This is a genomic window from Arthrobacter luteolus NBRC 107841 (assembly GCF_001552075.1).
In the GTDB taxonomy this organism is placed as follows: domain Bacteria; phylum Actinomycetota; class Actinomycetes; order Actinomycetales; family Micrococcaceae; genus Arthrobacter_B; species Arthrobacter_B luteolus.
Genome location: NZ_BCQM01000002.1, coordinates 519,194 through 541,134 on the forward strand (window position 1 = coordinate 519,194; position 21,941 = coordinate 541,134).

At 67.1% G+C, this 21,941-nt stretch carries 19 protein-coding genes; 14 read left to right on the forward strand and 5 right to left on the reverse strand.

Annotation, left to right across the window (positions count from 1 at the left end; all coding sequences use genetic code 11):
* Positions 1 to 47 precede the first annotated feature (47 nt).
* The 3 genes from arsB to AL3_RS06395 are packed head-to-tail and all read left to right on the forward strand — an operon-like array spanning position 48 to position 2,973.
* A complete protein-coding gene (gene arsB / locus AL3_RS06385; RefSeq protein WP_066298183.1) occupies positions 48 to 1,157 on the forward strand; it encodes an ACR3 family arsenite efflux transporter in 1,110 nt (369 codons plus the stop codon).
* Positions 1,154 to 1,570, forward strand: a complete 417-nt coding sequence (locus tag AL3_RS06390; RefSeq protein ID WP_066298187.1) for an arsenate reductase ArsC — start codon at positions 1,154 to 1,156, stop codon at positions 1,568 to 1,570. Before arsB ends, AL3_RS06390 begins: the two co-directional genes overlap by 4 nt.
* The gene (locus tag AL3_RS06395) at positions 1,567 to 2,973 is read left to right on the forward strand and encodes an FAD-dependent oxidoreductase (RefSeq protein ID WP_066298189.1); all 1,407 of its coding nucleotides are present in this window, start codon (positions 1,567 to 1,569) and stop codon (positions 2,971 to 2,973) included. The genes AL3_RS06390 and AL3_RS06395 overlap by 4 nt, the downstream gene beginning before the upstream one ends.
* A 1-nt stretch (position 2,974) precedes the next feature.
* Here AL3_RS06395 and AL3_RS06400 read toward each other — a convergent pair whose 3' ends face one another.
* Positions 2,975 to 4,261, reverse strand: a complete 1,287-nt coding sequence (locus AL3_RS06400; RefSeq protein ID WP_066298485.1) for a pyridoxal phosphate-dependent aminotransferase — start codon at positions 4,259 to 4,261, stop codon at positions 2,975 to 2,977.
* Between the two features lie 148 nt (positions 4,262 to 4,409).
* Here AL3_RS06400 and AL3_RS06405 point away from each other — a divergent pair, with 148 nt between their 5' ends.
* The 3 genes from AL3_RS06405 to AL3_RS06415 are packed head-to-tail and all read left to right on the forward strand — an operon-like array spanning position 4,410 to position 7,097.
* Positions 4,410 to 5,132: an ABC transporter ATP-binding protein gene (locus tag AL3_RS06405; protein WP_066298192.1), complete on the forward strand. Its 723-nt coding sequence runs from the start codon at positions 4,410 to 4,412 to the stop codon at positions 5,130 to 5,132.
* A complete protein-coding gene (locus AL3_RS06410; protein ID WP_066298195.1) occupies positions 5,129 to 6,397 on the forward strand; it encodes an ABC transporter permease in 1,269 nt (422 codons plus the stop codon). The genes AL3_RS06405 and AL3_RS06410 overlap by 4 nt, the downstream gene beginning before the upstream one ends.
* Before the next feature lie 25 nt (positions 6,398 to 6,422).
* On the forward strand, positions 6,423 to 7,097 hold the full coding sequence (locus tag AL3_RS06415; RefSeq protein ID WP_083521501.1) for a TetR/AcrR family transcriptional regulator: 675 nt from the start codon (positions 6,423 to 6,425) through the stop codon (positions 7,095 to 7,097).
* 45 nt (positions 7,098 to 7,142) lie between these two features.
* Here the strand turns inward: AL3_RS06415 and AL3_RS06420 are convergent, their stop codons facing one another.
* Positions 7,143 to 8,570 carry a YhgE/Pip domain-containing protein gene (locus tag AL3_RS06420; protein WP_066298197.1) on the reverse strand — a complete coding sequence of 476 codons (1,428 nt, stop codon included), beginning with the start codon at positions 8,568 to 8,570 and terminating at the stop codon, positions 7,143 to 7,145.
* A 612-nt stretch (positions 8,571 to 9,182) separates the two neighbouring features.
* On the opposite strand from AL3_RS06420, the gene AL3_RS19095 reads away from it, so the two are divergent.
* The 3 genes from AL3_RS19095 to AL3_RS06435 are packed head-to-tail and all read left to right on the forward strand — an operon-like array spanning position 9,183 to position 11,487.
* On the forward strand, positions 9,183 to 9,503 hold the full coding sequence (locus AL3_RS19095) for a dimethylamine monooxygenase subunit DmmA family protein (RefSeq protein ID WP_370665096.1): 321 nt from the start codon (positions 9,183 to 9,185) through the stop codon (positions 9,501 to 9,503).
* On the forward strand, positions 9,500 to 10,489 hold the full coding sequence (locus AL3_RS06430; RefSeq protein WP_215727398.1) for a PDR/VanB family oxidoreductase: 990 nt from the start codon (positions 9,500 to 9,502) through the stop codon (positions 10,487 to 10,489). Before AL3_RS19095 ends, AL3_RS06430 begins: the two co-directional genes overlap by 4 nt.
* On the forward strand, positions 10,486 to 11,487 hold the full coding sequence (locus AL3_RS06435; protein ID WP_246168546.1) for a heme-dependent oxidative N-demethylase family protein: 1,002 nt from the start codon (positions 10,486 to 10,488) through the stop codon (positions 11,485 to 11,487). Before AL3_RS06430 ends, AL3_RS06435 begins: the two co-directional genes overlap by 4 nt.
* 92 nt (positions 11,488 to 11,579) lie before the next feature.
* Here the strand turns inward: AL3_RS06435 and AL3_RS06440 are convergent, their stop codons facing one another.
* A complete protein-coding gene (locus AL3_RS06440) occupies positions 11,580 to 12,134 on the reverse strand; it encodes a MarR family winged helix-turn-helix transcriptional regulator (RefSeq protein WP_083521502.1) in 555 nt (184 codons plus the stop codon).
* Between the two features lie 695 nt (positions 12,135 to 12,829).
* Here AL3_RS06440 and AL3_RS06450 point away from each other — a divergent pair.
* Both AL3_RS06450 and AL3_RS06455 read left to right on the forward strand, forming a co-directional pair.
* Positions 12,830 to 14,689: an ABC transporter ATP-binding protein gene (locus AL3_RS06450; RefSeq protein ID WP_066298493.1), complete on the forward strand. Its 1,860-nt coding sequence runs from the start codon at positions 12,830 to 12,832 to the stop codon at positions 14,687 to 14,689.
* Positions 14,690 to 14,750: 61 nt separating this feature from the next.
* The gene (locus tag AL3_RS06455) at positions 14,751 to 15,074 is read left to right on the forward strand and encodes a hypothetical protein (RefSeq protein WP_066298205.1); all 324 of its coding nucleotides are present in this window, start codon (positions 14,751 to 14,753) and stop codon (positions 15,072 to 15,074) included.
* Positions 15,075 to 15,267: 193 nt separating this feature from the next.
* Here the strand turns inward: AL3_RS06455 and AL3_RS06460 are convergent, their stop codons facing one another.
* Positions 15,268 to 15,753: a MarR family winged helix-turn-helix transcriptional regulator gene (locus tag AL3_RS06460; RefSeq protein ID WP_066298208.1), complete on the reverse strand. Its 486-nt coding sequence runs from the start codon at positions 15,751 to 15,753 to the stop codon at positions 15,268 to 15,270.
* Positions 15,750 to 17,408: an MDR family MFS transporter gene (locus AL3_RS06465; RefSeq protein ID WP_066298210.1), complete on the reverse strand. Its 1,659-nt coding sequence runs from the start codon at positions 17,406 to 17,408 to the stop codon at positions 15,750 to 15,752. Before AL3_RS06465 ends, AL3_RS06460 begins: the two co-directional genes overlap by 4 nt.
* Positions 17,409 to 17,628: 220 nt before the next feature.
* On the opposite strand from AL3_RS06465, the gene AL3_RS06470 reads away from it, so the two are divergent.
* From AL3_RS06470 to AL3_RS06480, 3 genes are all read left to right on the forward strand, one after another.
* Positions 17,629 to 18,432: an IclR family transcriptional regulator gene (locus AL3_RS06470; protein WP_066298213.1), complete on the forward strand. Its 804-nt coding sequence runs from the start codon at positions 17,629 to 17,631 to the stop codon at positions 18,430 to 18,432.
* A 118-nt stretch (positions 18,433 to 18,550) separates the two neighbouring features.
* On the forward strand, positions 18,551 to 20,476 hold the full coding sequence (locus AL3_RS06475) for an FAD-binding monooxygenase (protein ID WP_066298215.1): 1,926 nt from the start codon (positions 18,551 to 18,553) through the stop codon (positions 20,474 to 20,476).
* A 106-nt stretch (positions 20,477 to 20,582) separates the two neighbouring features.
* Positions 20,583 to 21,899 carry an LssY C-terminal domain-containing protein gene (locus AL3_RS06480; RefSeq protein ID WP_066298218.1) on the forward strand — a complete coding sequence of 439 codons (1,317 nt, stop codon included), beginning with the start codon at positions 20,583 to 20,585 and terminating at the stop codon, positions 21,897 to 21,899.
* Positions 21,900 to 21,941: the final 42 nt, after the last annotated feature.

Here is a 21,941-nt window from a genome sequence, read left to right on the forward strand (position 1 = left end):
GGAAATACTTAAATTGAAGTTTGTCGATATCTGAGTTGTGGAGACCCATGAACACCCTTGCCGCCACTTCGGCCGGTTTAGCCCAGCCGGCGCGGCTATCCACCCTTGACCGGTTCCTCCCGCTCTGGATTCTTGCCGCCATGGCGCTCGGCGTGGGCATGGGCACCTGGATCCCCGGCCTCGGAAGCGCCCTCGAGGCCGTCCAGGTGGCCGGAGTGTCGCTGCCCATCGCCGTCGGCCTCCTGGTGATGATGTATCCGGTCCTGGCCAAGGTGCGGTACACGGAGACCGGCGGGGTGCTCCGGGACAAAAGACTGATGCTGACCTCCCTGGTGCTGAACTGGGTCCTCTCCCCCGCTCTGATGTTCGTGCTGGCCTGGGTGTTCCTGCCGGATTTGCCCGAGTACCGGACCGGTCTGATCATCGTGGGACTGGCCCGCTGCATTGCCATGGTCCTGATCTGGAACGACCTCGCCTGCGGGGACCGCGAAGCGGCAGCAGTGCTCGTCGCCGTCAACTCCGTGTTCCAGGTCCTGGCGTTCGGTGCCCTGGGATGGTTCTACCTGCAGATCCTGCCCGGCTGGCTGGGCCTGGAAACCACCAGTGCCGGATTCTCCTTCGGGGCAATCACGGGATCCGTGCTGGTTTTCCTCGGCCTTCCCCTCGCTGCGGGATTCCTCACCCGCGTGCTCGGAGAAAAGGCCCGCGGACGCACGTGGTACGAGGCCCGCTTCCTTCCCAGGCTCGGCCCCTGGGCGCTGTACGGACTGCTGTTCACGATCACCATCCTTTTTGCCCTGCAGGGGAAGCAGGTCACATCCAATCCCCTGGACGTGGCCAGGATTGCGCTGCCCCTCCTCGTGTACTTCGTGGTGGTTTTTGCGGCCGGCATGCTTCTCGGCTGGCTGCTGCGGCTGGGCTACGCCCGCACCACAACACTCGCCTTTACCGCTGCCGGGAACAACTTCGAGCTGGCCATCGCCGTGGCCATTGGCACCTTCGGCGCCGCGTCCGCGCAGGCATTGGCCGGCGTCGTTGGCCCCCTCATTGAAGTCCCGGTCCTGGTGGCGCTGGTCTACGCCGCCCTCTGGACCCGGAAACGGTTCTTCGCCCCCGGCGCACCCACCCTCCTCTCCGAAGGAACCCCCACCCCATGAAACCCAGTGTCCTCTTTGTCTGTGTCCATAACGCCGGCCGCTCCCAGATGGCTGCCGCCTACCTCACCCATCTTTCGGCTGGGCAGGTCCAGGTCCGTTCGGCCGGTTCAGCACCGGCGGCGGCCCTGAATCCGGCGGTCGTGGCAGCCATGGCCGAAGCCGGCATCGACATCTCGGCCGAACGCCCCACCGCCCTGGAAACAGCTACCGTCCAGGAGTCCGACGTCGTAATCACCATGGGCTGCGGCGACACCTGCCCGGTTTTCCCGGGGAAACGCTACGAGGACTGGGAACTGGCCGACCCGGCCGGGCAGGACCTTGAGACTGTCCGCCCCATCCGCGATGCGATCCGGCAGCGGGTGGGAATCCTGCTTGAATCCCTGTTCCCCGAACTGCAGAAGGAAAATCCATGAGTCAAATCTCCAGCAACCTCCCCGTCGCCGTCATCGGCGCGGGGCCCGTTGGGCTTGCCGCAGCCGCACACCTGCTCGAACGCGGCCTGCAGCCGCTCATCCTGGAAGCCGGTCCGACGGCGGCAGCCGCCGTCCAGTCCTGGGGACAGGTGCGGCTGTTCTCGCCCTGGCAGTACAACATTGACGCCGCGGCCCGCCGGCTGCTCACCGCTGCAGGCTGGGCCGCACCTGATCAGGATGAACTGCCGACCGGACAGGAACTGGCAGACCGGTATCTGCTGCCCCTCTCCCGCCTCCCCCGCCTTGCCGGGGCCCTCCGCACCTCCACCCGGGTAACGGCCGTGACCCGGCTGGGTCTGGACAAGACCAGGTCGGCAGGCCGCAGCGATGCGCCCTTCCTGGTTCGAACCGAAGGCGCGCAGGGCGGGCTGGCCGATTACACGGTGCGGGCCGTCATCGATGCGTCCGGCACCTGGCAGACGCCCAATCCGCTGGGCCAGGCCGGACTTACCGCTCCGGGCGAGCAGGCGGCCAGGGACGCGGGCTTTATTACCCAGCCCCTGCCGGACGTCCTCGGGGCGGATTCCCGGCTCTTCGCCGGAAAACACGTCCTGGTGGTAGGCGCCGGGCACTCCGCAGCCAACACGGTCCTGGCCCTGCACCAGCTGACGGTGGACGCCCCCGGCACCCGGATTTCCTGGGCCGTCCGCGGCGCCACTCCGGAGGCACTGTACGGCGGAGGGGACCTGGACGGGCTGCCCGCCCGGGGAGAGCTGGGCACCAGGCTGCGCGGACTGGTTGACGCCGGGGCGCTGACGCTGCTCACCGGATTCAGCATCACCGGGTTCACCGGGTTCCCTGCCGCTTCGGCGCCCGGCGGCGGAACCCTAACGGTGCAGGCGGAGACACCGGCGGGCCCGGCCGCCCTGGACGTGGACGTGGTGGTTCCGGCCACCGGGTTCCGGCCGGACCTGGGGTTCCTGCGCGAACTGCGGCTGGACCTGGATGCCTCGGTCGAGGCACCCAGCGGGCTGGGGCCGCTCATCGACCCGGAATTCCACAGCTGCGGGACTGTGGAGCCGCACGGCGCAAAGCTCCTGGCCCACCCAGAGGAAGACTTCTACATCGCCGGCATGAAGTCCTACGGACGGGCACCCACGTTCCTGATGGCCACAGGCTATGAGCAGGTACGTTCAATCGCCGCAGCGCTGGCCGGGGACCGTGCCGCTGCCGACCGGGTGGAACTGGAACTGCCGGAGACCGGCGTCTGCTCGGTGACCCCCGTCGCCTCCGGCAGCGCCGAAGCACCGGAGGCTTCCTCCTGCTGCAGCGCACCGGCCGAGCCACAGCCACTCACCCTTGGAATCCGCACCGGCCTGGTCCACGGACGGAGCGGCAGCTAGGTCAGACCGCGGAAACCTCTGCGGCCGCAGGAGCACCGCCGGTATCCTCCGCGGTTTCCTCCACCGCACCGGGGATGTGCCGGTGGCTGGCCAGGAAGGAGGCAATGCGGTTGACGGCGTCCCGGATGTCATCCTCAGCCGGGAGGATCACAAAGCGGAAGTGGTCCGGGTCCGGCCAGTGGAAGGCAGTTCCCTGCGAAACCAGGATCTTCTGCTCTTCGAGCAGGTCCAGGACAAACTTCTCGTCGTCGTCGAACGGATACATCTCCCGGTCCAGCTTCGGGAAGAGATACATCGCGCCGGCGGCCGGCACGCAGCTGACGCCGGGGATTTCGTTAAGCAGCCGGCACGCCAGGTCCCCCTGCTCCGCCAGGCGCCCGCCGGGCTTCACCAGGTCTCCGATGCTCTGGTAACCGCCCAGCGAGGTCTGGATGGCGTGCTGCGCGGGCACGTTGGGGCAAAGCCGCAGTGAAGCCAGCAGGCCGAGTGACTCCCGGTACGCCGCGGTATCGGCCCGCCTGCCGGTCACCGCGACCCAGCCTGCACGGTAACCGGGCATCCGGTAGGCCTTGGACAGTCCGGAGAAGGTCAGCACCGGCAGGTCCCCGGCCACCGACGCAGTGTGGATATGCACTGCGTCCTTGTACAGGATCTTTTCGTAAATCTCATCAGAGAAGAGCACCAGCTCGTGGCGGCGGGCCAGGTCAGCGAACTGTTCCAGAATGTGCCGGGGATAGACGGCGCCGGTGGGATTGTTCGGATTGATGATCACGATGGCCCGGGTACGGTCAGTGATCTTGGCTTCCAGATCGGCCATGTCCGGCCACCAGTTGCTCTGCTCGTCGCAGGCGTAATGCACGGCTTCACCACCGGAGAGCATCACGGACGCCGTCCACAGCGGGTAGTCCGGGGAGGGAATGAGCACCTGGTCGCCCGGTTCCAGGAACGCCTGCAGCGTCATGGAAATCAGCTCGCTGACACCGTTGCCGATGAAGATGTCCTCCACACCGATCTGCATCAGACCCCGGGTCTGGTAATACTGCGAGATCGCTGTCCGCGCGGAGAAGATGCCCTTGGAGTCGCTGTATCCCTGCGCGCCGCGCAGGTGGTGGATCATGTCCACCACGATCGACTCCGGCGCCTCCAGCCCGAAGGGCGCAGGATCACCCAGGTTCATTTTCAGGATCCGCTGGCCGGCGGCCTCCATTTGCTTGGCCACGTGCTGCACGGGGCCCCGGAGATCGTAGCGGATGTTCTGCAAACGGCTGGAATTCTGCATGGGACGCATCATCGGATTTTCCCACCACCGGGCTCGCTTACCAAAACGGACCGTTCCATGACGGTGGCTGCACCAGTCCGAAGGAGCCCGGAGTCCGGCGCCCGGACAACCGTGCACTCCCAGCAAAATTGCAGATGCTGCACGTAGGGTTTGGTGAATGACACCAGATGTACTCAGCGCGCAGGACCTGACCAAATCGTACGGGCAGGGGGAAAACCGCTTTGACGCCCTCAAGGGGGTCAGCCTCACCGTGGCGGCTGGTGACTCCCTGGCAATCGTCGGCAAGAGCGGCTCCGGCAAATCCACCCTCATGCATCTGCTGGCCCTGCTGGACACCCCTGACGGCGGCAACATCACGGTCAAGGGCCAGGACGCCCGCTCGCTGGGCAAGCAGGAAATGAACGAGCTGCGTAACCGGGACTTCGGTTTTGTTTTCCAGCAGTTTTTCCTCACCCCCAATTCCTCGGTGCTGGACAACGTGGTGCTGCCGCTGATGATCGCCGGCGTGAAACCGTCCGAACGGAAGAAGCGCGGCATGGAAGCCCTGGAGCGCCTGGAGATGGCCGACAAAGCCAGGAACAAAGCCACCGACCTTTCCGGCGGCCAGAAGCAGCGCGTGGTCATAGCCCGTGCCCTGGTGAACAACCCGTCCGTGATCTTCGCCGACGAGCCCACCGGCAACCTGGACACCGCCACCGGCGCCGTCGTCGAGGACATCCTCTTTGACCTGAACCGTGAGCAGGGCATCACGCTGATCGCCGTCACCCACGACGCCGATCTCGCCGCCCGCTGCGGCCGCCAGCTCTACATCAAGGACGGCCGCGAAGTATCCGCCGCCGAACTCACCTCCACCACCATCTCCACAGGGGCTTCAGCATGACCGCCGGCGATCTTCTCCGCTCAGCCATATCCAACACCTTCCGCAGCAAGGTCCGTACGGCACTGACCGTCGTCGCGATCTTCATCGGCGCGTTTACCCTCACGCTCACCAGCGCCATCGGCGCCGGCGTTTCGGACTACATCGACAAGCAGGTCGGTGCCATCGGCGGCGACGACCTGATGACGGTATCGCCGGCCACGGAGGCAGCCGCCGCCGATGACGGACCCAAGGAATATGATCCGGACGGTGCTGCCACACAGGGCAGCTTTACGCTGCTTTCGGACGAAGACATCGAGAGCATCCGCGCCACCGACGGCATCGACAATGTGGAGCCCGCCGCGATGCTGGCTCCGGACTTCATCCAGCACGACGGCGGCGCCAGGTTTGAGCTGACCGCCAACCCGATGGTGGGGCTGGCCGATGCCGACCTCGCCGCTGGCCGGCAGCTGGCCGACGGGGACGGAGCAGAAGTGCTGATCCCGTCCAGCTATGTGGAGGCGCTGGGCTTCGCCGACGCTGACGCCGCCCTGGAACAGCCAGTCACCCTCGCCGTGACCGACTACGCCGGCACGCAGCACACGGTGGAAGCTGTCATCGCCGGGGTGCAGAACGATTCGCTGTTCGGTGACGGGGCCGGCTTCAATGCTGATCTGCGCGCTGAACTGGATGCCCTGCAGCGCACCGGAATTCCAGCCGGTGTCTCCACCGGCTACATCACCTCCGTGGCCTATCTGGACGCCGGCACGGATGCGGACCAGCTTGCCGCCATCAAGGCTGACCTGGAAGCGAAGGGCTTCACCGGGCTCACCGTTGCCGACCAGATCGGCTCCATCCAGACTGTCATCAACGGCATCATCGGCGTCCTGAATGCTTTCGCCGTCATCGCCTTGATCGCCGCCGGCTTTGGCATCGTGAACACCCTGCTGATGAGCGTGCAGGAACGCACCCGTGAAATCGGCTTGATGAAGGCGATGGGGATGGGCGGCGGCAGGATCTTCGCCCTGTTCAGCGTGGAAGCCATCTTCATCGGTTTCCTGGGATCCGCCCTTGGAGCCGGCATCGCCGTCGGACTTGGTTCGGTGATCAGTTCGGTGCTCTCCGCTACGGTGCTGTCCGCACTGCCGGGGCTGCATATTATGTTGTTCACTCCGGCGTCCGTGGCCACTATCATCGGCGTCGTTATGCTGATCGCTTTCCTGGCCGGAACGCTGCCGGCCCGCCGGGCGGCCAAGCAGAATCCGATTGACGCCCTGCGGTACGAGTAGCTGCTGCAGGCTGCGGACCATTTCCATGGCGACGGAAGGAACGGATATGGACGACGCCGGCGCCGCCCCGGCTGAGGCCGCTCCGATGGAAGGGCTGCGCACCCGCAAGCGTGCAGCCATCCGTTCCGCCATTGAACGGACAGCCATCGACCTGGTCCGCCGGCACGGATACGAGCACGTGACCGTGGACATGATCTGCGCCTCCTGCATGGTCTCGCCCCGGACCTTCTTTAACTACTTCGGGGCGAAGGAGGGTGTCTTCCTCGGGCCCGGTCCCGCAGTGGCAACGGAGACCGTGGCCGGAATTTTCCTGGCCGATGCCGGCACTCCCGTGGTCCTGAGTTTGGCCTCAGCACTGGTTTCGGCACTGCTTGCGGGACAGCCCGATCCGGAGCTGGCCCGTGAGCGGATGAAGGTGGTGATGGGCTCGCCCGAGCTGCTGGCCAAGCAGAACGAAGGTCTGGCGGTCGCGGAAACCCAGCTGGCGGACCTGGTGCTGGCCCGGTACGCAGCCGGGTCGCGCCGGGGCACGGAACCGGAGCTTGCCGCTGAGGCCAGGATGGTAGTGGGCCTGGCGCTGGGCATGGTCCGCGTAGTGCTCCAGGAAAGCTGTTCCCGGGACGACGGCGGCTGGCCCGGTGCTGACGCAATGGCCCGCTCCGGACTGCTGCTGCAGCGGATCTTCGAGACGCCTGCCTGACCTCCTGACGGAGGTCTTTTCCGGTGATGCGCCGCCGGGGCCGGGTCAGGTCCGGGCGGCCTTTTTCCGTTCCGGCAAAGCGGCCCGGACACCGAACAGCTTGTCGTACAGCAGGCCCGCCGCCAGCGCCAGCACCACAAAGATCAGGATGATGACGCCCATTCCGATCATTCCTGCCTGAAGTCCGGCCCCTGCGTCGGCATCAAAGTAGAGGATCGCCTTGTTGGCGATGGTCATTTGATAGAGCGGCTCTGCCCTGGCGATGAAGCTGAAGAAGCCGGGAAGCATTTCCAGCGGAACCACGCCGGTGGCAGCAGGAAGCCCCATAAACACCACGTAGATCATCGAGAAAATCAGCCCGGCGCTGCCAAAGAGGCTCACCAGTCCCAGCGTGACGGCTGAAATCGTGGCGAGTGAGAGCCACGAGCTGAAGAAGAACCATCCGCCGTGCGGGATCGGCATGCCCACCAGATTGGCGATCCACATCACCAGGCCCGCGGTGGGCAGGGCGATAACCAGCATCAGCCCCCACTTGAGCAGGAACGTGACCCAACGGGCCGGCTGCAGCCGGGGGCCGAGGACAAACCTGGTGCCCAGCTCCACCGGACTGACCCCCAGCCGCGAATCGATGAGGAAGTGCAGCGTAACCGATCCGCTGATTCCCACCACCATAAGCAGCACGGAGTAGAAGAACGCGCCCATGCCAAGCGCAGCGCCTTCGGGCGGGCTTGCGAAGGGAGTCTGGGTCACCTGGATTGGATCCCGCAGGACCGCGGCTGACGTTCCATCGATCTGCGGGGTCAGGCTGCTCTCCACTGCTGCCGGCAGCGGTACCTGGGCCAGCGTCCGGTCCAGGGTCCGCTGCGCTTCGGCCTGGGCGGCCTGCGCCGAGGACTCCAGCTGACCGCCCAGGCTGCTGCTGGCCTCCCGCAGGGCCGGTTCAACGGCTTCCGCCGCCAGCTGGCTTCCCAGCGGACTGGCGAGCGGGTTGGTGTAGAGCGTGACCTCCGGCCGGCTGGCCTCCGTTGCCGTGAGGCTGGAGGACACCAGGCCGGTGGCGTCGGCGGAGAAATCCTCGGAAAACACCACCGCAGCATAGACCTGCCCGGAGCCCAGCTGCTGCTGGGCAGTGTCCCAGTCCAGCTGCCGGAGGTCGATCTCATCGGTCTTGCCGAAGTTCTCCGTCAGGGTGTCGGTGATGCTCTGCCCGAAGTTCTGTTCGGTGCCGCCGGCATTGCTGCCCTGGTCACGGTTGACGACGGCGATTGGCACGTGCTTCAGGTGATCGGCCGGACTGCCCAGCCCGCCGATATACAGTGCCGAACCGGTGCCTCCGAGCAGCAGGAGCACAAACAGGGGCAGCAGCCAGGTACGCACGGACAGGTACGCGCCCGCGTTGGACTCGCCGCGGTGGCGTCTGGGCCGGGCAGCCGGACGGGGAGCATCAGTGGAACGGGATTCATGTGCTGGCATGGGAACAACCTCCCGGATCGCCGGGCGCGCTCCGTGGTTCTGCCGAAGCGGTGTCCTGGTCGAAGCAGTGTCCTAGTCGACGCTACGCGGGGGCTTGCTGCGGCGAACAGCCCACAGGAACGCACAGCGCGAAATCGGTGCAACTTCGCTTACCGCAGTACTGCCGGCCTGCTCCGCTTCGCCGAATCATCCCCGTCCTGGCTGACACAGCCAGGGACCGGCGTCTACCCTGAACTGCACAACAACCCAATGGTGGCCTGCGTGCCGCCCGGCCCGGGAGGATAAGTGGATCCTGTTCCGCTGGAGGCGGCTGTGCGAACGGCCGCGGCCGGGAACAGCGGCGGTGCGGTGCCGGATAGGTTCGTCCGATTCCGGATAGCCCTGGCCTTCACGGATGCGGACCGGGAACGCCTGCTGGAGTTTCTGGGTGCCGGCCGGATAGCCACCATCACGGCAGACTTTCACCCGGCGCCGGTCAGCAGGCAGCAGCCCGCCGGCTGGGATCCGGACCCCGGCACGGATCCCGGCGCCGGTTTAGCGACCGGTTTAGGGACCGGCTTTCCTGTCCCGCCGCTCTATGGGGCGGCCGAGGCTCAGTGGCTCCGCGCCCAGGTGCGGGCCGCCGTCGTCGGAACCCAGCTGATCCTGGCCGGTCCGGAAACCGAGGTCCTCACGGCGCGGACCGATGCCCTGGCATCCGGAATGGTCTCCGCCGAAATCCTGCTGCTGCCCCGGCCGGACCCCGTCCGACGCGTTTACTGCCCGCACTGCCGGACCATCACCCGCACGGCACTGGAGCCCGGATCCAGCGCCGACTGCTGCGGCTGCGGGCGCGGACTGCGAATCGTCGGCCATTTCTCCCGTAGCCTGGCCGCCTACCTCGGGGTCGCCGCCGGCCTTGAGCCGGCACCTGAACGGAAGGGGCAAAGGTGAACCAGGCTCACATGTTCCGGGCTGACGGTTTCCGGCGCCCGCTCCCCCTGCGGCAGGGTTTCTCACTGGTGGTCCAGACCGTCCGTGACGAAGCGCCCGGAGTGCGGTCCCTGGTCCTGGCCCCGGACAGCGGGGCCACGCTGCCGGAGTTTGTGCCGGGCAGCCATCTCCTGGTCGAATGCGGCAGCAAGGTGAATGCCTACTCGCTCACCGGATCCGGAACAGACCCGTCCGAGTACACCGTCTCAGTTCTCCTGCACAACAACGGAGGCGGTGGCTCCCGCTTCATCCACGCTCTGCGGCCCGGAGACCGGGTCCAGGTGTCCCGGCCGCGCAACGGTTTCAGCCCGCGGCCGGCTGCCACACGGCACCTGCTGATCGCCGGCGGCATCGGGGTCACTTCGGTTCTATCCCACGTCCGGGCCGCTGAGATGTGGGGCCAGCCGTATTCGGTGCTCTACACCTACCGCCCCGGAACCGCACCGCACCTGCAGGAACTGCGGGAGCTGTGCGGCGGCAGGCTCACCGAGTGTGCGAACCGGGAGGCATTCCGCCGCCGGCTATTTACGGCGCTGGCATTCCAGCCCATCGGCACCCATCTCTATGTCTGCGGCGGCGCCGGCCTGGTTCAAGCCGTAGTCGGCGCTGCCGGGAGTTTGGGCTGGCCGGAGGAGCGGCTCCACCGGGAGGTGTTCGATCACACGGCGCTTGATCCGGGGCGGGCTTTCACCGCGCATCTGGAGCGCAGCGGCAGGGATGTGCCCGTGCCAGCCGGGATCTCACTGCTGGAAGCGCTGGAGGACGAGGGCTTCCGGGTACCCAACCTGTGCCGGCAGGGTGTGTGCGGCGAGTGCCGGCTCCCGGTGACCTCCGGGCTTCCCCTGCACCGCGACAGCTTCCTGCCGGCGGAGGCCCGGAGCAGCAATACCGTCCTGATGCCCTGTGTTTCCCGGGCTGCCGGAGACCGGCTCGGAGTGGACCTGTGACACGCGGCGGCGGCACGCAGATGGATACCGGGCTGCCCGCGCATGTGCGCCGCTTCCCGTTCCCTTTCCCGCACGGGCAGTACATGTACAGCGTCAATGTGGAGCCGGCCGGACGGTTCACCCCCACGGCCGCGGGCGGCTGGGGCGGCCGGATCGTCGACGTGGACGGCGGCTACTCCCGGGACCTCACCGCCCGGCGCAGCATTCTGGCGGCCGATCCCAGCCGCGCCGCCGAAGACCCGCAGATGCGGCCCAGCGTGTGGGGCACGTTGAACTATGTCCTGTCCGAACTGGCAGGCTCCTATCCCGGATCGATGCGGTACCAGCGCAGCGGAAGCCGGTGCCGCTGGGTCAACGAGCTGGCCGGCACCAACCTCTCCTTCACCTACGGAGATGAATCCACGCTCCCCGGCGGCGCGCTCCGGTTCCTGTCCAGCCAGATGCAGGAGGACTTTGCCCTTCTGGACCACCGCGGCGGAGCACTCTGGCTGGACGCCGGAGTCGTCACCTTTGCGTCCAACTGGTCCCTGCGGTTCGACGTCGGCCTTCCGTTCAGCGAGATCCACGCGCCCGTGCCCCGGCTGGCGGACATGGGCATCATCGAGCGGGCGGAAAAGTTCCTCATCGGCCTCCAGCCCGGTGAACCGTACCGGCGGACCAACTGGAGCGTTTCGGTGGACCGCCGCCTGGACATCTCCACCGAGACCTACCCCGTGTGGGGACCTGATCGAGCGGGAATCGCGGAGGATCCCGCACTGCCGGACCGGCTGCATCTGCGGGTGGAGGTCCAGCACCTGGTCAAGGTGCCCAGCACCGGCGTCCTGCTGTTCCTGATCCGCACCTATCTGCTGTCACTGCGGGACCTGGCCCTGGTCCCTCAGTGGCGCACACGGTTCGGTGAGGTTCTGCGCGGCCTGCCGGAGGATCTGGTCGAGTACAAGGGCCTTTCCCGTATCCGGGAGCCCGCCGCCGCTTGGCTTCTTGCGGAGGATATCTAGCCACCTGTCACGATGCGCGGACGGCGGCCGGGGGTGGGGGGGGCTGGGGATGGGGGCAGGTGGGGAGCTGGTCGCGGGTTGCGCGCCGAAAGCTACCTCCGGTCTCCGTGTCCTCCGCGCCCTTCGCCGTCTTGTGCTCCGCTGTCTTGTGCTCTGCCGGCATACCCACTGCCGCCGTGCCGGCCGCTGCCGTGACGGAAGTGGCCTGCCGGCGCGTTCTTCGCCAGGAGACCCAGTAACCGGGCAAGCTCCGCCCGGTCCCCGGCAGAGAGCGCCGCGAAGTACTCATCGGCTTCCCTGGCACGGTCCCTGCGGACTCCGTCGCGCATCGCTGTGCCTTCGGCCGTCAGGGAAATGAGCGTGGCCCGCCGGTCTGATGGATCCGGTCCGCGCTCCACCAGTCCCTTGCCCTCAAGCTGGTCCACCACTTCGGTCGCCGACCGCGGAGCGATCCGCAGCTGCTCCGCCAGTTCCTTGAGCCGCATGCCGCCGTCGTCCGTGTTCCGTGCGACGGCGTTGAGCGCCCGGTACTGGTGCGGTGTCAGGTCGAACGGTGCAAGCTGCGTCAGCCAGCGGCCGCGCAGACCGCGGAAGGCGGCGTGCATCAGGTCGCCAAGGGCGGCGGAATCATCGGAAGGGTGCGGCATGGGATCAGTCTAGTTCTTCGATACCCAACCACATTGTGAGGTAACCGCGATAAGGGCGGGCGTACACTCAACGCCATCACGGCATGCGGCTGACCGGGCAACGGCCCGGCAGGGAGGGGAAGCGGAGGGTTCCGGCCGGAGACGCGGCGCCCTGGCACCGGAAGGCATGGGACGGGAGACAGATTGAAAGAATTCGTCAAGCTCCCCCGTTGGGCCTGGGGGCTTGTTGGGTCGTCGTCCGGCTGGCTTGTCGCCATGGGCACCATACGGCTGATCAAGGCCGACGTTCCGCTGCCAGCGGCCATGCTCCCACTGTTGTCCGGAACAGCCCTTATGGTTCTTCTGTACATTCATCGTGCTCAGGGTCAGTCCCCACAGCGGCTCGCAGCGAAACGCAGTGCGGAAGCGGAAAAGCGCTGGGAGCAGGAGGCCTACCAACGGGAGCTTGACCGGCGCAGGGAGTACGAAGCACACCTGCGCCGGACCGGGCAGCATCCTGGTGACGGTCCCCCATGAGGCGGCGTCCGTCCAAGGGTGCGAGGACGGACAGGAGAAACACCGAGCAGGTTCACGGCAACCACATAATGAGGTAACCTCTACATATCCGGCCGCGGGCCACAGCTGCGCAGGCCGGGTTCAGCAAGGAGGAACCTTTGGCCATTCACAACACCACCCGGGAACGCCCGGGCGCCGGCATCCCTGACGGACCCGGAGCGGTCCCCGGATCCGGCCCCGGAGGCGGAGGCGGCGGCGGGCGGGGTCCCGCCCGGTTGAATCCGGCGGACAAGAAACAGCTGGGCCGTCATCCGGTCAGCCTGCGCCGCATCGCCGCGCTGTTCGCACCGCACAAACGGACCATCGCCGTCGTCGTGCTGCTGATCAGCGCCGCGTCGGTGATCAACCTGGCCCAGCCTTTCCTGGTCCGCGCCGTGATCGACGACGCCCTGCCGCACGGCAACACCAGGCTGCTGCTGATCCTCACCGCCTCCATGGTCGGGGTTGCCGCCCTTACCTCGGCGATCGGCGTCGTCCAGACCTGGCTGGCCACGGCGATGGGACAGCGCGTGATGCACACCCTCCGCGTCCGGCTGTTCACCCATCTGCAGGCGCAGTCCCTCGGGTTCTTCACCCGCACCCGCGGCGGTGAGGTGCAGTCCCGCCTGACGCACGACATCTCCGGCATGCAGTCGGTAGTGACGACGACGGCGACAGGCGTGGCTTCCAACCTCACCACCACGATCGCCACCGCTGCTGCCATGGCGGCGCTCTCCCCCGGCCTGAGCCTGATTTCCCTGGTGGTGCTTCCGCCTGCGATCTGGCTGTCCCGCAAAGTCGCCCGTCTGCGCCGGACCGTCACGGACGAGCGGCAGCGGGAACTCGCGGCGCTGCACACCCAGGTCGAGGAAGGCCTGTCCGTCTCCGGTGTCCGTCTGGCCAAAACCCTGGGCACCATTCCGCGCGACGCCGAACGGTTCACCGCCCGGTCGGAGAACCTGGTCGGCCTGGAGCTGCGCAGCCAGCTCGCCGGCCGCTGGCGGATGGCCACGATGCAGGTGGTTTTCGCCGCCATTCCGGCAGTGATCTACCTGGCCGCCGGTTTCCCGGCGACCAGCGGTGGCATGACGATCGGCACGCTGGTCGCGTTCACCGGCCTGCAGGCCACGATTTTCCGTCCGGTGATGGGACTGCTGGACATCGGCGTCCAGTGGGTCACCGCGCTGGCATTTTTCAGCCGCATTTTCGAGTACCTGGATCTGGATCCGCAGATCAAGGCCCCCGTGAATCCCGTCCAGCTGGATACCTCCCGCCTGCGCGGTGAAGTCCGGTTCGAGGATGTCCGTTTCTCCTACGACGGCGGCACCGACGTCCTCCACGGCGTCAGCCTGACGCTGCCCGCCGGGTCCACCACCGCCGTCGTCGGCCCCACCGGCTCGGGCAAAAGCACACTGGCCTCGCTGGTGCCGCGGCTGAACGATGCCTCCGGCGGCCGCATCACCATTGACGGCATCAACGTTAAGGACATTGCTCCCGGGGATCTGGCACGGATCGTGGGGGTTGTGTCGCAGGAAACCTACCTCATCCACGCCTCGGTCCGCGAAAATCTGCTGCTTGCTGCCCCCGAAGCATCCGACGGCGAGCTTTGGGACGCACTGTCCGCCGCGCAGATCGCCGGTGCCATCGGCGCCCTGCCGGAGGGCCTGGACACTCTGGTCGGTGCCCGCGGCCACCGCTTCTCCGGCGGTGAACAGCAGCGCCTGGCGATCGCCCGGACCATCCTGCGGAATCCGCCGGTACTGGTGCTGGATGAAGCCACGTCCGCCCTCGACAACACCACCGAAGCGCAGGTGCAGCTGGCGCTCGAACAGCTGTCCGCGGGCCGGACAACGCTGACCATCGCGCACCGGCTCTCCACGGTGGAGAACGCTGACCAGGTGGTGGTGCTCGACGGCGGCCGTATCGTGGAGCGCGGTACGCCGGCAGAGCTTCGTAACGGCAGCGGCCCCTTCGCCCGGCTGGCAGCCCGCACCGGCGCCGAAACCGGCAGCCGGCGCTGACACGCAGCGCTCATGACGCCGCCAGCCCGGGTCCCGCGGCCAGTTCTGGCAGGATGGGTACATGTTGAGCTCCCGCGCCGATTCTGCCGCCGAAGAAGGCTTTTATCCCTGGCCGCGCGAAATTCCCAGCGAATGGGTCCGCCGCGCCCAGCCCGCCATCCTGATGGTCTCGGCCCTGGTGCTCTACCACCAGTTCGCTCCCCTGCCTGCCAGTCCGATGGGCTACGTCAGTGAGTTGTTCGTGCTCAGTACGGCCTTTTCGTTCCTGTCGGCCCGCGGACGCAGGAAGGCATCACAACCCGGCGGCGCAACAAGGCCGGGCGGCCCAGCCGAGCCCGGCGGCCCAACCAAGCCCGGCGGCCCCACGCCTCCCCACGGTTCCTGACCCCGCCTGCTCCCCACCAGCCAGCCGGATACCGGCTACCGGCTACCGCGAGTCGAATCACGGTGTTCAGCCACACGGACGAAGGTCCCCGGCAGCTCCACAGCCAGGTCTTTGACGGCAACAGGCCGGCACCCGAGGGGGTGCCGGCCTGTTGCCGTTTTGCTGTGGACCATGCGCGGCCGCGGAAAGGTGCTTACCGCACCTCCGCCAGAGCGGAGTGTGCCGCGGAAGCCGGTTCCCCGCTGCGGCTTAGCCGCGTCAGGTACCCGGCGAATTCGTGCAGCTCCTCGATCGTCCAGGAGCCCAGCACCAGGGGGTCCAGCATGATCCCGGTCCGTACGGCGGTGACCCGCTCCTTAGCAGCCTGCGTCAGCACCAGCAGCCGGGCGCGTCCGTCCTGGGGGTCCGGCTGGACCTCAACCAGCCCCAATTCCTCGAGCTGGCGGGACTGCCGGCTGATGACACTTTTATCCACCATCAGCATCTCGGCAGCTGCTCCCGGGTGCAGTGGACCCGCACCCTTGAGCAGCTGCAGCACCTTCAGGCCGAACAGGGACAGGGCCGGGTCAACGTCCTTTGCTGCCGCGCGCATGCGGGCACGGACCAGCTCGGTGAGCCGCCGCAGGCTGTCCTCGACCTCCTGCAGCGCCTCCTCCCGGGTCATTCCCTCCGGCGTCATTTGACCGGGATTTCCTCGTTGACTGCTCCGCCGGGCGAGGTCGGGTCGTCGATGGCAACCGCACCGCTGACCGCAGCGGGCGCTGCGGCGGCGGCCGGCGCCGCCGGATCGGCCGGATTTGCCGGCTTCGACGCGGCGGCGTTCTTCAGCTGTACGGCATTCTGCCGTCCGAGGCTGGCGTTCGGCAGGAAGATCACGCCGATCAGGGTGATGATCGCCAGCGGCACGCTGTACAGGAACACGGAGCCGACGCCCACACCGTAGGCGCTCTCCACGAGGGCGGCGATGGCGCCGGGCAGTTCAGACACCTTGGGAATGGTTCCGCTGCCCAGGGCCGCGGCTGCCGCTGCCTGATCAGCGGGGGCCAGCGCACCGATGCCGTCCTTGATCTGGGAAGACACGATGGTGCCAAGTACCGATCCCAGGACCGAAACGCCCACCGTGCCGCCAAGGCTGCGGAAGAACGTTACTGCACTGGTGGCAACGCCGAGGTTCTTCACCTCGATGGAGTTCTGGACCACCAGCACCAGGTTCTGCATCAGCATGCCCAGGCCGGCGCCGAGGATGGCCATGTAGATACCCACGAGCACCAGGCTGGTCTGGTAGTCCAGGGTGCTCAGCAGCACGGTTCCGACCACCGCGAGGACGGCCCCGGACACCATGATGGCCTTCCACTTGCCGGTGCGGCTAATGACCGTACCGAACAGGGTGGAGGAGATCAGGAGCCCGGCCATCATCGGAATGGTCAGCAGGCCGGACTCGGTGGGGGTGGCCCCGCGGGCCAGCTGCATGTACTGGGCCAGGAACACCGACGTGCCGAACATGGAGACACCCACGGAGATGCTGGCCACGACGGCAAGCGTGAAGGTGCGGTTCTTGAACATGGACAGCGGAATGATCGGCTCCGGGGACTTGAACTCCACCAGCACGGCGGCGATCAGCAGCACTGCGGAACCCGCGACCATCAGGAATGAGGCCAGGGAGGCCCAGCCGAACTGGTTCCCTGCCAGGGTTACCCAGATCATCAGCATGGAGACGCCGCCGGCGATCAGGACGGCACCCAGGTAGTCAATGTGGACCTTGCGCTTGGGGTGCTTGGGCAGGTGCAGGGTGAGCTGCAGCAGGATGATCGCAGCAACGGCAACCGGCAGGGCGATGAAGAAGTTCCAGCGCCATCCGAAGGCATCGGTGACGACGCCGCCAAGCAGCGGTCCGCCGACGGTTCCAACGGCCATCACAGCGCCGAACAGGCCGGCATACTTGCCGCGGTCACGCGGGCTGATGATGTCCGCCATGATGATCTGGCTCAGGGCCGCCATACCGCCGGCACCCAGGCCCTGAAGCACGCGGAAGACAATCAGCGTTCCGGTGTCCTGGGAGAATCCGGCCAGTGCGGACCCGAGCACGAAGACGCCCAGGGCAAGCTGGATGAGCAGCTTGCGGTTGAAAAGGTCTGCGAACTTGCCCCAGAGCGGAGTGGACACGGTGGTCGCGAGCAGCGTGCCGGTGACCACCCAGGTGTAGGCGGACTGGTCCCCGTCGAGGTCGGAGATGATCAGCGGCAGCGACGTGGAGACCACGGTGCCGGCGAGGATCGACACGAACATGCCCAGGAGCAGCCCCGAAAGGGCTTCCAGCACCTGCCGGTGGGTCATGCTGCCGTCAGGCGAAACTGTCCGCTTGGGCGTTTTACCCGTCGGGGGCTTTTGCGGCGTTTGTGTAGAGGTACGTTCTGCGGGCGGCATCTGGCTCCTGCTTGGTAGTTGATTTACGTCAACTATATAAACTAGTTGCTTGAGACAACTAATTAAGTATCGAATCACACACGGCAGCTGATATGGAGGGGTGCAGGACCCCGCGGGATAGGATTCTGCTGTGCAGAACATCAGGATCGTCAAGAAGCCCGGTTATGCCGTGGACGCCGCGGACCGGGCACTGCAGCTGATCCTCCTCCTGCAGGAAACCGAATGGCTCCGCATCGGCGAAGCAGCCAAGGCGCTCGGCGTCGCACCCTCCACGGCGCACCGGCTGATGTCCACCCTCGTCTACCGGGGATTCGCCCTGCAGGACGATCAGCACCGCTACTGCGCCGGACCTGCCCTTCACCCGGAACCTGCTGCCAGCGCCGAACGGGCGCTGATCGCCGCTGCACGGCCGCACCTGGAAGAACTGGCTGCCGCGGTGCAGGAGACGGTGAACCTGGTGGAGCGGGTCGGCGCCACGGCCCGCTACCTGGCTACCGTGGAAGGCCCGCAGCTGCTGCGGGTCGGCAACCGCGCCGGAACCATCCTGCCCGCCCATGTCTCCGCCGCCGGCAAAGCCATCCTCTCCACGCTTCCGGACCACATGGTCGCAGCAGTCTGCTCGCGTCAGGCACCGCGCGGCGGTTCATCGCTGTCCGCGGATGCCGTACCGGACCTTCTGGCCGAGCTGGACGAGGTGCGCAGGCTCGGGTTCGCCGTCAATCTGGGCCGGACCGAGCCCGATCTGGCGGCGGTGGGTGCCCCGCTGTCGCCCGGAAACCGCCCCGCTGTCCTGGCTGTCTCCCTGAGTGCACCCTTGTCCCGGGCGGCACAGATCCAGGACCCCGCGTCGACCGCGGCGCTGGTGTCCTGCTGCCGGTCACTGCTGCTCGATCTGCAGGCGCAGGGACATCTCGCGGCAGGCAATGGTGCCTGATTCTGCTCAGCGGAATCTTCTACCGAAAGTGTCGGCTGGATCACTAGGGTTGTGCCAGCGCCTGCGGCGGCGCGGTAAGACTTCGGGCACATGCGCCCGCCGATCAGCAGGAGTACCAGTGCAGTTCTATTCCGACGGCTACCGCCCCGGCAACCCCGACATCCGTCCCGCAGCACCCGGCCGGGAGAATCCGGCCGCTCTGCCCACCGAAGTCGATGTCCTGATTGTGGGGACCGGCCCGGCCGGGCTGGTGCTCGCCGCCCAGCTCGCCGAGTTCCCCGGCATCACCACCCGGGTGGTGGAGCGCCGGGGAGGCGCGCTGGAAAAGGGCCAGGCAGACGGCGTCGCCTGCCGCACGGTGGAAATGTTTAATGCCTTTGGACTTGCCGAGCGGCTGCTGCGCGAAGCCTATTGGGTCAACGAGACCTCCTTCTGGCGGCCCGGCGCCGCGGACCGCAACGGTATCATCCGCAGCGGCCGGGTGCAGGACGTGGCCGACGGGCTCTCCGAATACCCTCATGTGATCGTCAACCAGGCCCGGATGCAGGACTTCCTGCTGGAACGGATGCGCAACTCCCCCAGCCGGCTGGAGCCGGACTACGGCCTGGAGGCCGTCAGCGTCGAGGTGGCAGACGGCGGCGACTACCCGGTGACGGCCACCCTGCAGCGGACCACCGAAAACGCCGGGGACGACGCCGGGTCTCACCTCACGGTGAAAGCCAGGTACGTGGTGGGCTGCGACGGCGCCCGAAGCGCCGTCCGGAAGTCAATCGGCGTCGAACTGGCCGGCGACGCCCGTAACCACGCCTGGGGCGTGATGGACGTCCTGGCCGTCACCGATTTCCCGGATATCCGCCTGAAGGCCGCCATTCAGTCCGACGGCGGCAACATTCTGCTCATCCCGCGGGAAGGCGGATATCTGACCCGCTTCTATGTTGACCTGGGCGACCTGGATCCGGCGGACCGTGCGGCCCGCAGCCGGTTCACCGTGGACCACATCATCCAGACCGCGCAGAACGTGCTGCGCCCCTACACCCTGGAGGTCAAGGACGTCGCCTGGTGGTCGGTGTATGAGGTGGGCCAGCGGGTCGCGGACCGGTTCGACGACGTTCCGCCCGCCGAGCGCGGCACGCGCACCCCTCGGGTCTTTATTGCCGGCGATGCCTGCCACACGCACAGCGCCAAGGCCGGCCAGGGTATGAACGTCTCCATGCAGGACGGATTCAACCTTGGCTGGAAACTTGCGGCCGTGCTCGAGGGCCGCAGCCCTGCCAGCCTGCTGGACACCTACACGGGTGAACGCCAGGCAATCGCCCAGGAACTCATCGACTTTGACACCCGCTGGTCCAAGACCATGGGCTCCAAACCCAGGGACCCCGACGCCGCGGGCCAGGACGGTGTGGATCCGGCCGAAGTGGAGCGGCAGTTCGTCGAAGCGGGCCGGTTCACAGCCGGTTTCGCCACCGACTACCAGGCCTCCATGATCACCGGCGCAGATTCCCATGAGCATCTGGCGAAGGGCTTCCCCGTCGGTGAACGGTTCCACTCTGCACCGGTCCTCCGGTTGGCCGATGCCAAGCCGCTCGGCCTGGGACACACAGCCGAGGCCGACGGCCGCTGGCGGTTGTACGCCTTTGCCGACGCTGCGGCCCCAACGGCGGCGGGTTCCCGTCTCGCGGCACTTTGCCGCCACCTGGAATCAGCGGACTCTCCGGTCCGCCGGTTCACCCCGCAGAGCGCCGACCCGGATGCCGTGTTCGACGTCCGCGCCGTGTTCCAGCAGCACCACCGGGACCTTATGCTCAACGAGATGCCGGCGTTCCTGCTGCCCCGGAAGGGTCCGTTCGGACTCATCGACTACGAGAAGATGTTCACTCCGGACCCGAAGTCGGAGGACATTTTCGAGGCGCGCGGCATCGACCGCTCCCAGGGCGCGGTGGTCCTGGTGCGGCCGGACCAATACGTCGCCCACGTGCTGCCGCTGGATGCGTTTGCCGAGCTGGATGAATTCCTTTCCGGAATTTTCCTGCCCGCGTTCGGCTGAATCGTCCCCCATCGCGATCCTCCCGCTCATGGTGGGCCTCGTGGGAATCGGCCAATAGGCCCGGCCGGGGTTGACTCACCTCCCGGCGGACGGTGAGTGTGTGCCTATGACGCAGAGCGGTCCATCACCCGCGGACGACGACGCCGACCCGCCCGTTTCGGCCACCGTCCTGGACTGGGCGTTTTTCGTTTTCGGTGGGATCGCGGCTGTGTGGTTCGCCTTCCTGCTCCTCGACGAAAGCCTGAGCTGGCAGCGCATCTGGTTCCTGATCGTCTTCTGGGCGGCCCTCGCGTACCTGGTGCTGCCCCGCCTGCACCGGATCCTGACCCGGATCTATGTGCCCAACTACTTCATGGGGCGCACCCGGACCAGCGACGGCCTCTTCGGCGACCCGGTGAATCTGGCTTTCCTGGGCGAAGCGGACCAGCTGCGCGGGGCCATGGTGCGGGCCGGCTGGACCGAGGCGGATCCGGTCAACCTGGCCAGCAGCTGGCGCATCATCACCTCCACTGTCCTGCGCCGGAGCTACGACGCGGCGCCTGTCAGCCCGCTGCTGCTGTTCGACCGGCAGGAGGACTTCGCCTATCAGCAGGAGGTGGACGGGACCCCGGGCCGGCGGCACCACATCCGCTTCTGGAAGTGCCCGCAGGGGTGGATGCTGCCCGGCGGCATCGCCGTGGACTGGCTCGCTGCCGCCTCGTACGACCGCGCCGTCGGACTTTCCTACTTCACGCTTCAGGTCACCCACCGGATCAGCCCCAACGTGGATCAGGAACGGGACCACGTCCTCGACACCGTCACCCAGGCGTCACCGGCGGCGGTAGTGCACGTTATCAAGGACTACTCCACCGGGTACCACTCCCGGAACGGCGGCGGAGATTCGATCCAGACCGACGGCGACCTGCCCATCGTGGACCTGACCGCACTGCCGATGCCAGCCGAGCCCGCGGTGGTTCCGCCGGACAGCCGCGACCGGCTGCCCGCACCCACCGTCGTCGGCTCCGCCCTGGTGCTGCTCCGGATGATCGCGGCACTGGCCGTCTCCGGTGTGCTCCTGAGCGGCTCAACGGAAGGCACCTGGATCGGCGATCTGATGGGCCAGGACCAGCAGGTGCTGGACGCAACACAGGCCTACGTACCCATCGGCACAGGGCTGGTGCTCTTTGCGTGTGTTGAAGCGGCCCTCGCCGTGCTGATCCTGCGCGGAAGCAACGGGGCCAGGCTGACCGCGATGGCTTTCAGCACGGCATCGATCCTGCTGCAGGGGCTGTCGTTCGTCACCGGCGGTCCCGGCACCCTGCAGGGTGAGCGCCCGGCGTACGCCCTGGACGTCCTGATCCTCCTGGCCCTGTCCAGCGACCGGGCCAGGATTTATGCCCACCGCAGGCGGGCCCGGCGGAGGGTACGCCAACAGGCCAGGTAATGGTCCTGTTCCGCGGCTCACAACAACCTGCGGCTAACCTCG